The 14,039-nt window shown below is 42.0% G+C and carries 8 protein-coding genes; 4 read left to right on the top strand and 4 right to left on the bottom strand.

Annotated features, from left to right (window positions below; all coding sequences use genetic code 11):
• Positions 1-115: 115 nt before the first annotated feature.
• The 4 genes from J7338_RS09140 (at position 116) to J7338_RS09125 (ending at position 7,366) form a co-directional block, all read left to right on the top strand.
• The gene (locus J7338_RS09140) at positions 116-1,516 is read left to right on the top strand and encodes a TolC family protein (RefSeq protein ID WP_210796782.1); all 1,401 of its coding nucleotides are present in this window, start codon (positions 116-118) and stop codon (positions 1,514-1,516) included.
• Between the two features lie 2 nt (positions 1,517-1,518).
• Positions 1,519-2,820: an efflux RND transporter periplasmic adaptor subunit gene (locus J7338_RS09135; protein WP_210796781.1), complete on the top strand. Its 1,302-nt coding sequence runs from the start codon at positions 1,519-1,521 to the stop codon at positions 2,818-2,820.
• Positions 2,817-5,900 carry an efflux RND transporter permease subunit gene (locus tag J7338_RS09130; RefSeq protein ID WP_210796780.1) on the top strand — a complete coding sequence of 1,028 codons (3,084 nt, stop codon included), beginning with the start codon at positions 2,817-2,819 and terminating at the stop codon, positions 5,898-5,900. Before J7338_RS09135 ends, J7338_RS09130 begins: the two co-directional genes overlap by 4 nt.
• A 113-nt stretch (positions 5,901-6,013) precedes the next feature.
• Complete coding sequence (locus tag J7338_RS09125; protein WP_210796779.1) at positions 6,014-7,366, top strand: magnesium transporter; 1,353 nt, start codon at positions 6,014-6,016, stop codon at positions 7,364-7,366.
• A gap of 252 nt (positions 7,367-7,618) precedes the next feature.
• On the opposite strand, the gene J7338_RS09120 is transcribed toward J7338_RS09125, so the two are convergent.
• From J7338_RS09120 to J7338_RS09105, 4 genes are all read right to left on the bottom strand, one after another.
• Complete coding sequence (locus tag J7338_RS09120; protein ID WP_228732957.1) at positions 7,619-10,138, bottom strand: TonB-dependent receptor plug domain-containing protein; 2,520 nt, start codon at positions 10,136-10,138, stop codon at positions 7,619-7,621.
• A gap of 135 nt (positions 10,139-10,273) precedes the next feature.
• Positions 10,274-11,239: a sensor domain-containing diguanylate cyclase gene (locus tag J7338_RS09115; protein WP_415837770.1), complete on the bottom strand. Its 966-nt coding sequence runs from the start codon at positions 11,237-11,239 to the stop codon at positions 10,274-10,276.
• A gap of 568 nt (positions 11,240-11,807) precedes the next feature.
• Positions 11,808-12,242, bottom strand: coding sequence for a hypothetical protein (locus J7338_RS09110; protein WP_210796776.1), 435 nt, complete (start codon positions 12,240-12,242; stop codon positions 11,808-11,810).
• Between the two features lie 13 nt (positions 12,243-12,255).
• Positions 12,256-14,028 (bottom strand): S8 family serine peptidase, encoded by a 1,773-nt coding sequence (locus J7338_RS09105; RefSeq protein ID WP_210796775.1) that lies wholly within the window; start codon positions 14,026-14,028, stop codon positions 12,256-12,258.
• Positions 14,029-14,039 lie beyond the last annotated feature (11 nt).

Raw genomic sequence — 14,039 nt, 5'->3', positions numbered from 1 at the left:
CTGCGCTTCATCGCTGCTTCCCTTAAGCATGTGTAATGTTATGTAAAGTCAGTTGAGCTATTGCTGCGCTGGTGCTTGAATTACACTCATAAATATAAGTAATTCAGGTTTTTATATGATTTGGCAACTTAAGCCGAGTTTAGTGGCGGTGAGTGTGCTGCTGCTCAGTGCATGCAGCAATCAGCTCAATCCTACTGAACGTGCGCAAGATATCGCAAATACCCCTGAGCTTTGGCAACAAGCGACTACGTCTGCATTAAAGGTTGAAGATAATTGGCTGCAGCAGCTAGAAAACCCACAAGTTTTTTTTCTTGTTGAACAGGCATTAGCAAATAACCAGCAAATTTTGCAGTCCGGTTATGATGTTGCTATTAAACAGCAGCAGCTAATTGCCTCGGGGGCGGCTCTTTGGCCGAGTTTAGATTTATCGGCGCGAACTAATCGCAGCAAAGATAATCGCCCAGTTAGCTACAATAATGCCAGTTCGGCAAATTTAACCCTCAGCTACGAAATTGATCTATGGGGTAAGTTATCTGATGCAGAGCGTCAAGCTAATCTTGAATTTTTAGCAGAGCAAGCCAATTTTGAGCAAAATAAGCAGCGCTTAGTAGGCGATGTAGTCAGTGGCTGGTTTAATGTAATAACGGCGCAAAAATTATTGGCGCTGTACCAGCAACGAGAAAAAAACGCAGAGCAAAATTTGGCAATTATTGAATCGGGTTATCGCCAAGGTTTAAATGATGCGTTAGATGTGTATTTAACGCGTAATGAACTAAATACAGAACGCTCGCGAATTGCCGGGCAAAAAGCGACATCGAATCAAGCTATTCGAACACTTGAACGGCTAACTGGAGATTATCCAAAAGGAGCCTTAACTGTTGAGGCTGACCTACCATTATTAGATAAACCTATTCCATTAGGTTTACCGTCAGAACTGATCACCCGTAAACCAAGTTTAATGGCCAGTTGGTATCAACTATTAAGTAGCGATGCTAATTTAGCCTATGCCCATAAACAACGTTTTCCAAGTTTAAATTTGAGCGCTACGTTAGGTGACAACGCCGATCGTGTCAGTGATTTGTTTTCACCATCAAGCTTAGCATGGTCATTAGTGGGCAGTATTTCTTCGCCCCTTTTTGATGCAGGTAGACTAAAAGCAAACGAGGAAGCTGCGCGGTTAGCAGTGCTAAGCCAGGAGCAAAATTATTTAGCGAGTTTGTATGATGCATTTAATGATGTTGAACAAGCTATTTCGCAAGAGCAGTCATTACAACAGCGCTATCAAGCAACGCTTAAAGCACAAGAAAATGCTATGGCAGCAGAGCAACTTTCTTTTGAGCAATATCAAAGTGGCTTAGTAACTTACACTACGGTATTAGATGCACAAGACCGCTCTTTTGATGCACAAAGCTCTGTTATTGAAATTAAGAACCAATTAATTATTAACCGAATTAATCTCCATATTGCCCTTGGTGGCGATTTTTCACAGCCAACCAACGAGTCAACTGAGCAATAATTATGAATATTAAACAAACCAAAATTATTATCCCTGCGGCTATAATCGCAGCTACTGCCTTGATAGTAATGTTTATTAGCTCAAACCCACCAGAAGCAAAGCGTTTTGGCTCACCACCTAAAGCGCAAATAAGTGTGGCGGTGCAAACTTTACAGCCACAGCCGTATCAAGTGATGGTTGACAGTTTTGGTACTGTAAAGCCGCGCACTCAAAGTATCTTGGTCGCTCAAGCGTCAGGACAGATCATCGCCAGCAGTGAGCAATTTAGAGAGGGGGGCTTTTTTGAAAAAGGTGATGTGCTTATGCAGCTTGATGACAGAGATCACCGCGCTGAAGTGAAAGAAGCGCAAGCTAATTTACTCACTACGCAGCAAGGGTTTCAAGAAGAACAAGCACGTAGTCGTCAAGCTATTATCGATTGGCAGCGTTTAGGTAATGGTGAGCAGGCAAGTAATTTAGTACTGCGAGAACCGCAACTAGCCGCAGCTCAAGCGCAAGTTCTTTCAGCACAAGCAAAGCTTGAAAAAGCGAATTTAAACTTAGAGCGCACAAAGATAACAGCCCCTTATGCTGGGCGAGTATTAAGTCGTAATGTTGATCTTGGCCAAGTGGTGAGTAACAACACACAATTGGCAACTATTTACGCAATAGACAGTGTTGAAATACGGTTGCCAATTAAAAACAAAGACTTACCTTTTATTGATTTGCCGGAGCAATTTCGAGATGGTATGAAAAATGCCAATGGCTCAACTGTCGAATTTAGCTCTGACCTAGTTGGCATGCAAAAGTGGCAAGGACAAGTTGCCAGAACAGAAGGAGCCATTGATGAAAATGCTCAGCAGCTTTATGTTGTTGCCCAAATCAATGATCCTTACAAAGCAGCTGCTCAAAACCAATACCCGATTAAGATTGGTCAATATATTAAAGCGCAGATCAGTGGCAAATTAGTCGCTGATGTATTAGTTATTCCAAACAGTGCTATTTACCAAGGTACTTATGTGTATATTGTTGAGCAAGGTGTATTACAGCGTAAAAATATCCGCTTAGCGTGGCAAAATGCCACGCAAGCAATTATTGCCGATGGTTTGAACATGGGTGATAAGTTAGTGCTTACACCACTTGGCCAAGTTAGTTCAGGTACTGCTGTTAAAGTTATTGGTGAAGCTGATAAAGAGGGCAGTCAGCCTACTGGCAAAAGACCGTCACGTGAACAGTTAGCAGCGATGGCTAAAAAACAAGGGATCACTGTTGAAGAGCTGATGCAAAAGCGTAAAACTGCACGCTCGCAAGGAGATAAGCCATGATAGCTTGGTTTACTAAAAACCATGTTGCAGCTAATTTATTGCTGATCAGCATTGTTTTTGCGGGTTTATTTAGCCTTACCACGCAAATTCCTTTAGAAGTTTTCCCGTCTTTTGAAACCGATCGGATCAGCGTTAGCGTATCATTACGTGGTTCAACCCCTGAAGATGTAGAGCAAGGGGTAACCATTCGCATTGAAGAGTCAGTGCAAGATTTAGAAGGTATCAAACAAATATCGAGTCGCTCATCTGAGGGGTCAGCGTCAGTGAGTATTGAGGTTGATAGTGGCTATGATCCTCGAGAGTTATTAGCCGACATAAAAAGCCGCGTCGATGCTATCAATACCTTCCCAGCAGATGCTGAAAAGCCAGTTGTTGCTCTTGCAGAGCGTAAACGTGAGGTTATTGCGGTTACCGTTGCCAGTGACTATGGTGAAAAAGAAACCCGTGAATATGCAGAACAAGTGCGCGACCAATTATTGCGCTTACCCAGTGTTACTCAAGTTGAACTAAGTGGGGTGCGTGATTACGAATTAGCGATTGAAGTAAGCCAAGACACACTGCGTCAATACAGTTTGAGCTTAAGTGATATTTCACGAGCGATATCAAATTCAAGTACTGATATTTCAGCGGGAAATTTAAAAACCCAAGGGGGCGATGTACTTATTCGCTCTAAAGGGCAAGCATACCGCAAAGACGAATTTTCTCGCATTGCGGTTAAAAATCAAAGAGATGGTACTATTATTCGTCTAGGTGATATTGCTACTATCCGCGATGACTTTGAAGAAACCCCAGTACGTACTCGGTTTAACGGTAAACAAGCGGCCTTTATTGATGTATATCGTATTGGTCCACAAAGTGCCATAACAGTAGCCGATGAAGTAAAAGAATATATTGAAGGCCAGCAAAGTAAATTACCACAAGGGTTTGATTTAAGTTATTGGGATGATGATTCAGAGCTGGTTAAAAGTCGTATTGCCACACTCACCACTAATGCCTTACAAGGCGGCATTTTAGTGTTGGCTTTGCTTACGTTATTTTTACGACCCGCCATCGCTTTTTGGGTATTTATTGGTATTCCAGTATCATTTATGGGCGCATTTTTAGCCATGCCATTGTTTGGGGTAACGCTAAACATTATGAGCTTGTTTGGCTTCATCTTAGTGCTAGGGATTGTGGTTGATGATGCAATCGTCACTGGTGAGAATGTTTATACTCATTTAAAAACTGCTGAATCAGGTGAGCAAGCGGCTATTCGTGGTACTCAAGAAGTGGCAACGCCAGTAACGTTTGGTGTTTTAACTACAGTTGCGGCATTTTTACCACTGGCATTTATTGAAGGTGGCCGTGGCGCTCTGTTTGCACAGATCCCCGTGGTTGTGATCCCGGTATTATTATTTTCATTGATTGAGTCTAAATTTGTATTACCTGCGCACCTAAAATACATAAAGTTACGTCATCAAAAAGGCGAACCATCTAAGTTTGATAAATTTCAACAGCGTTTTGCTGATGGTTTTGAGCATGCAATTTTAAAGTATTATCAACCGTTATTAAACTTGGCCTTACGCCATAAGCTCGCTACGGTAAGCTTGTTTGTGGGGATCTTTTTAATTATTTTAACCATGGTTACCAGTGGGTGGACTAAGTTTATTTTCTTCCCTCGTATTCCGAGCGAAACGGTCCGTGTTAGCTTAACATTACCGACAGGTACTCCATTTGAAGTGACTAATAAATACGTGATTGATATGTCGGATAAAGCACGTCAATTACAAGATAAGTACCGTGACCAAGAGACGGGTGAAAGTGTTATTTTAAATATACTCGCCACCACCGGCGGGCGCGGTGGTGCGTCTAATTCAGGCAGTGTTCGTTTTGAAATAACACCAGCTGAAAGCCGCGACTCTGATATTGGCTCGCGGGAGCTTGCCAGTGAATGGCGCGATTTAATAGGTGTGATCCCTGGTGCTGAAAGCTTAACTTTTAGGGCTGAAATTGGTCGCAGCTCAGACCCAATTGATGTTCAGCTTAGCGCAACGTCGCTATCAATCTTGCAAGAGGTGGCTGAGCAGGTCAAAGCACGTTTAGCGACATACCCAACAGTATTTGATATTGCTGATAGCATGTCTGATGGTAAAGAAGAGCTACAAATTGAGCTTACAGAGCAAGGCTTAGCACTGGGTTTAAATCGGGTTGATGTATCGCAGCAGGTGCGAAACTCGTTTTTTGGTGCTCAAGCACAGCGTATTCAACGTGGTCGTGATGACGTCAGAGTGATGGTGCGTTTACCTTTAAATGAACGTCGCTCAGTGGCTGACTTAAAAGATACCCTTATTAACACCCCAACCGGTGGCACAGTACCGTTATCACACGTAGCTAAACTAGTGCCGGGACAAAGTCCTTCGACGATTAATCGTATCGACCGCTACCGCACCCTGAATGTTACAGCCGATATCGAAAAAGAAAACACTAACATGACAGTACTGCAAGCCGATTTAAAAATTTACCTTGATGAATTAATGCAGCAATATCCTGGCGTTAGTCACTCTCTTGAAGGTGAAGCGAAAGAGCAACGTGAATCGTTCGGCTCGCTTGCTTGGGCGTTGGTATTTGTATTTTTCATTATCTATGCGTTATTAGCTATTCCGTTTAAATCTTATTTACAGCCGCTAATCGTTATGAGTGTGATCCCCTTTGGTATGATAGGTGCAGTGGTAGGACACTGGATCATGGGTATGGAATTAACCATTATGAGCTTACTTGGAATGTTGGCCTTGATCGGAGTTGTGGTGAATGATTCGTTAGTATTGGTTGATTTTATAAATAAAAAACGCAGAGAAGGGGGGGAGTTACTGGAAGCGGTAAAAATGGCCGGTGCATCGCGCTTTCGCCCTGTCCTGTTAACCAGTTTAACCACCTTTATAGGCTTAATGCCGTTGTTGTTTGAAAAAGCCACTCAAGCGCAATTTTTAATCCCAATGGCAGTAAGCTTGGGCTTTGGGATTATTTTTGCGACCTTTATTACCTTGTTACTGGTGCCCGTTAATTACTTGCTGATGGAGCGAGCTCAAGGCTGGTTTAAATAAATAACTTTACCCACAGCTTTTGAGTTGTGGGTAATACTACGCAAAATTTCTCAAACTATTTTTTTAAGCTGAGGTAAACTAAATACAAAGTAGTTAAATTCAAAGGCTTCAACATGATTGAATACCCGATTGATCAACTCCCACAGCTTATTGACGGGCTTTTACAATGTGATACCACAGAGCGTAAAAATAAGCTGCTAGCTGACGCCAAAGAAATACTCTCGACAGAACATTTATCGTTATTATTTGAAGCCTTACCAAAAGATCAGCGGATTGATATTTGGCAATTATTAGATGAAGACACTCAGCACGAAATTTTTATTAATTTAGGTGCCGACAGCTGCCGTTGGTTATTGCAAACACTTGATGAAGATGCCGGTTTTAAATTACTTGATGAAGTGAGCGCAGCCGAGCTACTTGAACTTGAAGAGGTGATCCCTGAGCGCTTTGTTGAATATGCTCGCCGCCAATTAGATGAAGTACAAACTAAGCAATACGAATTAGCGCAGCAATATAACCCTGAGCAATTGGGTCACTGGCTTGATTTTGATTCACTTAAGGTTTCAGACAAACTAACGGTCGGTGGTGCACGAAAAATTCTGCAAAAAGGCTTACCGCAATATACCGAGGTTATTTATTTAGTGAGCCGCAAAGGCGCGCTAATTGGTGAGGTATCGGTTAACACGTTATTTAAAGCTAAGGACTCAGACACCTTATTAAGTTTTGCTGATCACGATATCACTTCACTGCATGCCGACGATGATTTATACGAAGCTGCGGAAGTGGTGATCCACAGTGAAAAAATGGCTATGCCGGTTGTTAATGTCGATAATAAGTTACTGGGGCGCTTAAAAGTTACCTCAGCTTACGAATTACGCCAAGAGGTTACCGATGAAGCTACGGCAAAAGCGGGTGGTTTACGTGAAGATGAAGATCTATTTGCCAACGTACGAAAAAGTGCTAAAAACCGTGGTATTTGGTTAGGTATTAATTTAGCAACCGCATTTTTAGCATCCTGGTTTATTGGCTTATTTGGCGCAACCATTGAGCAAGTGGTTGCATTGGCAGTATTAATGCCGGTAGTTGCGTCAATGGGCGGTATTGCTGGAAGCCAAACGTTAACCGTAATTGTTCGCGGTTTAGCACTTGGTCAGGTGACCGACTCAAACCGTAAGGCGCTACTTAAAAAAGAGCTTCGGGTAGGTGCCGTAAATGGCTGTGTGTGGGCTATGGTAATTGGCGTGCTTACCTATTTTTGGTTTAGTGATGTAATGCTCAGTATTACCATCACCGTGGCTATTTTACTTAATTTAATAGCAGCCTCTTTGTCTGGTGTAGTGATCCCTTCTATTTTAGATAAAATGAAAATCGATCCCGCACTGTCAGGTTCAGTAATCTTGACAACAGTGACCGATATCGTTGGCTTTGTCACTTTCTTAGGGTTAGGTAGTTTATTACTACTTTAATATGCGAAGTATGGTGGTGTTTACTTGCTCTGATTGATTGTAGTTTTACTTCTGATGTATGAACTTTTAGTAAAAAACTGGTTGGCGCGTATCATCTGGTTTTTTTCTATCATAAAGTACAGCTCTCGCAGTAGCGAGTTACATAATTAAAAAGGACATGCTCAATGTCAAAGAAACCAGCTTAATTTAGCATATCATTGCACCCTTCATAACTACGGCCCATATTTATATGGGCCGTAGTTATTTGTTTAATTAAAAGTTAAACGTTACATTCGCATAAACAAAGCGGCCATCTGAACTATATGGCGTGAACCCGCTGTAAGTGAAAATTTGGTTGAAATCACTATAACCTATATTACTTACCGTATCTTGCGGGTACTGATCAAATAGATTATTAGCACCTAAAGCAAGTTTCCATTGCTCCGTTGGACGATACGCTACTTCAATATCGGTGAGCCACTTTGCTTTTAGAAGCTCATCGCCCTCTGCACTACTTGAGGTATCAACTACTTCACCATAGCGTGTTGCACGAAGCGTGGCCTGTATATTTTCATAATCCCATGTTGCAGACAGGTTCCATTTATCTGCTGGTGTGCCTTTTTCGAATCGAGAAATTTCACGTCGTGCAAAGTATTGATATCCATCACCTAACGCTTCCAGTTCTGGTGGATTGTCTTTCACATGAGTAACTTCTGTATCGTTAAAGTTTACAGCGGCACTTAAGCGTAAGTCACCATAGTCAGCTAAACCAAGTAAATAGGTGGCAACAATATCTACCCCTTGTGTACGCGAATCAATCGCATTGGTAAAGTAGCGCACACTTTGGGTATTAAGCTCAGCGGCTTGTTGTAAAATAGCTTCAACAGCAGGGCCTTCTAAGTTTTCAGAAAGCACAATGCGATCATCAATATCGATACGATAAGCATCAAGCGTGAAGCTAAAATTACCTTCTGTGAAGATAAAACCAGCGGTCATATTGACAGACTCTTCAGCGTCTAAATCTTTTGCGCCAAGCGCTTTGGCAGCAGGCTCACTACTTGGAAATAATCCGACTTCTCTAGGTACGCCATTTTCAAATACAGTGCTGACTGATTTATAAGACGTTTGTGCAAGAGACGGTGCTCTAAAACCACTACTGATAGCACCACGTAACGATAATGAAGGAGTAATGCTATAGCGGCTGGCAAGTTTCGCTGTAAAAGTACTGCCAAAGTCACTATAGTCTTCAAATCGACCTGCTAGCACAGCATTCCAATTTTCAGTGAGGTAGGTATCAAATTCAGCAAATAGGGCAATGTTATGGCGGCTTTTATCAGTTGCACTATCCGGTGAAAAACCTGATAAAACTTGTGCGCCACCAGCGGCAACAGGTACGCCTTGTGCATCAAGCACCGTTAAATAAGAAGCTTGTTCACCGGCTTTGATTTGGTAGTTTTCATGGCGATATTCAGTACCAATAGTAACAAACACGTCATCAGGCAAGCCCAAGTCAAAGCTATTGCTGGCATCCATGTTAACAAGGAATTGTTCATACACTAATGCGCCATTATCAAACTCTGTCGGACTGTTAGCACCCATAGAGGTATTGATGCTATTGCTAACACCTAAAGCAAAATCATTACGACCATAATTAGTGCTGATATCCCATGTCCAATCATTACTAACCCCATTTAAACCGATAGCAAACGAATAGTCGTCTACATCAGTGTCGATGTTTGGTAAAAACCCATCAGGATAAACGCTTGGCACATTACGGTTGTCTTTGGCACGACGATAGAAACCGCCTGAGTTACCTTTACGATTTGAATAACTGGCAAAAGAGTAAAGTGATAAGTCATCACTAAAGTCGTAGCCAAGATTATAAAATAGCGCGATATCTTCAACATCGGCTTTACCAAAGCGGTGATTATAACGGTCAAATGTCAGCTCTTTTGGATCAAGCGCGCCGTTTTCATCACGATTATATTGTTCTCGCTCATCAATACCTGAGCGGTTAGTTGGCTCGTTGTTACGGGTTTCAATAGAGATATTGATAAAGCCATTCTCGCTAAGCGAAAAGCCCGCATTGGCACTTGCAGTACGGGTAATACCATCGTTAACGCGGCGGTCATCACCTTTAACAAAACCAAGCTTACCTTGCGAGTCGATGATTGTTTCTTTTAACTGTGCAGAGCCTGCCATTTGCGAATCATATTGACCGTAGGTGTAGCTTACACTGCCGCCTTCATCAGCATCTTTAAGTACAATATTAATCACACCAGCAATGGCATCGGAGCCATATTGTGCAGCTGCGCCGTCACGTAGTACTTCAACACGTTTAATTGCAGAGGTTGGAATATTATTTAAATCAACAGCCGTAGAGCCGCGGCCAACTGTGCCACCTAAATTTAATAAAGCACCTGAGTGACGGCGTTTACCATTTACCAGTACTAAGGTGTGATCGGGAGCTAGGCCTCTTAATACTGCAGGTTTTGCATGATCAGTTCCATCAGCTAGGGTTGCACTTGGGTAGTTAAAGCTAGGTAATTGCGCTGCAAGCACTTGGCTTATTTCTAGTTGGCCAGTGGTTGCTAGATCACGACTGGTCAGCAAGTCTACAGGAACTGTACTTTCCGACAAGCTGCGTAAACTACGACGTGTGCCTGTAACCGAAATCACTTCGATATCTTTTGCTGTATTTTCAGCATTTTGCTCAACAGCGATTGCAGTCGCCGAGGTAGCCAATGTACTTGCGATAGCAAGTTGCAATGGTAACTTATTAAATAATGCCATTGTTGATCCCATGTTGCTGTCATATTTTGAACTAGTGTATACAGCGTATTAGGAACGAACAAATAATATTAAGCTATAGTATATGTGTAATTAAAGCGGTTTGTTAAAATTAAACCTTCATTGTTAAATAGTTGTTTATAAGCATGTGCTGATCTTATTTCTACCGTCAGTTTTTGCTCTGTATAGAGCCGTATCAGCGGCACATATTAGCGCTTCGCAGGTGCGGTATTGATTATCAAATTCACAGGCAATACCTTGGCTCACACTTACTTTAACTTCTGGCGGTAGGCCAATATCAGTAAATGACATGGCATTAATTTGTTGTTGTATATGCTTGGCTACCACTTGCGCACTATCACGGTTACAACGCGGCAGAATAACTGCAAACTCCTCACCACCATAACGAGCGGCTAAACAATCTCTTGACGGTATACATTGCAAAATTACTTTGGCAATTTTTTGCAAACATTTATCGCCTTTTATATGGCCGTAGTTGTCATTAAAATTTTTAAAATAATCAACATCAATCAGTATTGTGCTTAAAGGCTGATGGCTTTGAATACTCTCTGCCCAAAATTTATTTAATGACTCATCAAGCATAAAACGGTTAGCAAGGCCGGTTAAGTGATCTGTCGATGCTTGTATTTTTAATTGATTAAATACCGCTTTATGCGCGCTTAAATCATGTAATATACAAACGTATAATTTTTGTGCGCAGGCAATACTTTGTGGCATGTTAGAAATAGATAAATCGGCTTCAATTATACAGCCATCGAGTTTATTTATTTTAACTTCATTAGGACCAAAGTTAAGGCGAGTATCTTTTATATCTAACCAGTTTAGTAACGTATACATGTATTTATCACGATCAGTTTCGTGTAAAAATTGTAGTAAGCTCTGCCCAATCAGCGACTGCTGAGAGTCACCTAAAAGCTGCGCCGCCATCGGATTAACAAATTCAAATGTGCCTTGTTCATCGATCACAAAAACACCTTCAGCAGTACCATTAAATAGTTCAATTAATGCGCCAAACTGTATATGCGACAGGCAGGTCGTCAATGTTTTTCCGGCCGCTGTTGATTGCTGTGTGGTACTGAGTATTTGGCTATTTTTTGTTGTTTGCTTAGACACGTTGTTTTCCTTTACGCTTTGCTATACGTTTTTGGTGTCTACTAATTTATGAAAAAAACAGCAAATATACCTTCTGGTAACCTTCTGTTTTTAAGTTGTTGAATTTAATGGTTTTATTTTTAATGTGTGCAGGGTTGATTTAATGCGGTACGGCGATGTAAATCATTTTTCCTTTGTTAACTATTCTTGGATTATGGCATAAGCCTAACTTAAGCAGGTCAAAGCATGCTTGTTTTAGGCTGACTAAGTTGGCGAGAATTACTGTAAGACTGCTAACATCGCCAGTATGTTAAAGGTAGCGAACAGGCATCAGCTTATGAGGGACTTTCTAATATATAGATCAATTTACTATTAGATTTTTTCGTATATTAAATCATTAACCATTCGAAAGTTTTGGTTCTTATTATAGAGTAGTTATTAAAGGATGGTTATTAATAATGCTGCTTGGTATGTGTTGGCGTTAAAGTGTTTGGCTCATAAAAATTGCACAGGAATAAATCAGCCCTGTGCAATTTAAAAAATTAAGCGTTGTTAGTGTTTATTCTTCTCTATTTTTAACTTGCGGGTCGGGGCTTAGCCCTAACTCACGCAGGTCAATAGTTGCTTGTTTGACTGTTGGCTCTTGCGCTAACAGGTGAACGTGTTGCTGAAGGTTATCAGCGGCAGTTGTTACAACAACAATATCGCCGACGCGGTGCTTTAACTGCAAGTCATATTTTGTAACCAGTTTAGACAAATCGGCTTGCGTCGTTAATTGTAGTAACACTTCGCCGGTGAGTTGCAGGCCAGTACCGCTTTGGCTATCAGTCATAATATCGCCAAGCTGTAAGCTATTTGCGTTGTTGGGTTGATTAGCTAAGCTGGCGAGTATCGAAGCGCCGGGTGTTATACCTGCGGTTGAACCGTGTGCGTGTGCCTGTGAGGTTATGCTCACGGCAAGGGTAAGTACTGTAATAAACATATTCGTTTTCATAAAAATTCCTTTATTAGTGGCCGTAAAAACGCAAAGACCAAGATAGCAGCGTGCCATCTACACTATTATTGGTGTCGTTCATGCTGAGTAAGCCCGTTTGCTCACTGTAAAGTAAGGTTTGGCTCGTGCCATTGTCGGTATCAATTAAGCGAATTTTCCACTGTCCGGCTGCCGATTCACCATAAAAATGTTGGCTTAATAATAGGGCATTTTGCACTGGGGTATCGGCCGCGTTTATTAACCCTGTTCTTGGGCTTAATAGAACGCTGCGAGTCCCTACTGGAGAAATAAGCTCTATTGCTAAGTCACGCATGCGCGCATGGTCAATAGATAGCTTTAACTGCACAGCCTCAATGGTTAGATTATCAGTGATTGCTAGACTATCTTGCACACCGTTTACGTTAGCATCGGGTATACTGAGCGGTGTGTTTTTACTATGCCAGTTTGATATGTGTAATGCCGGTAATGACGATGTGGTGTTTTGAGCCATCGTTACAGCAGCATCAACATCGATTGCGCCTAAGCCATAAAAAGTGTGAAAGTTGTATCCCGCCGCATTTTGCTGCCAACCAGGGATGGCATTGTAGCGGGTTGCATCACCATAATTATCAGTAAAATTAATATCAACACCGGTATTATTGGCATCCAGCTTACGCGCTGTACTGGCGAGTATATGTTTAATGGTTCTGCCATCGAGTTGCGGGTTAGCCGACATAACAAGTGCAATAGCGCCCGATGTATTTGCAGCTGCCGCAGAGGTGCCATACATTGCTGCGGTGGCATCGCAGTGGCTATCTAGCCCGGTGTTTTGAAGGGGGGTGTCTGTTGTGCTGTCGATGGTATTAAAACCGGCATTACAGCCGCTAATATCTGTGGTGACAATACCCGCTTGGCTTTGCGCGTTTTCACCACCGGGGGCGGTTAAAAATACATTAGCGCCGACAGAGGAGTACGATGCTAATTTACCGTTAGCGTTATAGGCCGATACCAGCATATTCCAAAAACTGGCGTTATCCGCACTTAAATTAGCGTTATGAAAGGGTAAGCCCGCGTTATTAAATTGTTGTTGCTGCTCATACGGGAATACCTGAAATTGTGTATCGCCAATAAACGTAGTGTATTGGTAAAACGCATTACCCGCCGACTTTACAAATAATGCACCTAAGCCGTTGTTACTGTTTAAGCTCACTTGCTGCATTACGCGCTCTTTTAATTGCAGGCTAAGGGCGTGCTCTGCATCAACATTGGTAAATAATGCCGGTTTGCTACTATAGCTTTGGTTGTAAACGCGAGCGTTTGCAGAGCCGGTTAATGGCATACCATGAGATTGCAGCCAATGACTTGTAGATTGTGCATCAAGGTAATTAAAACCGACTATGTTCGCCTGCGGCGCAACACCACGGCCACCGATATTATTATTGGCTTGCGCGGCAATAATACCCGCCACAGCGGTACCGTGACCGGTGTTATCGGTTGGTGTTGCAGTGCCAGTTAACAAATTAAGTGAGCCTGCGGTGACATTATTGACTAAATCAGGGTGACTAAGCTCGATCCCGCTGTCTATGATAGTGACAGTAACACCATCACCTTGAATACCTTGCATATCAGTATTAAGTAAATGTAAATCTTCGCCAGCAACCGTGTCTGTCGTAAAGCTATTTTGACCGGTGTTATTTAAATGCCATTGGTAAGGCGTGAGTGGGTCGCTATTGGTTAAGTTATCTGCAGCTAGGCTGCTAAATGCACCGAGTAGGCAGCAGCTTAGCAGGGTTTTTTTAATATACATAAATTATACAA

Origin of the sequence: Pseudoalteromonas ostreae, from assembly GCF_018069805.1 — a bacterium.
GTDB classification, from domain to species: domain Bacteria; phylum Pseudomonadota; class Gammaproteobacteria; order Enterobacterales; family Alteromonadaceae; genus Pseudoalteromonas; species Pseudoalteromonas ostreae.
The sequence above is the reverse complement of the archived record's forward strand: the minus strand, read 5'-3'. Positions and strand labels throughout refer to the sequence as shown.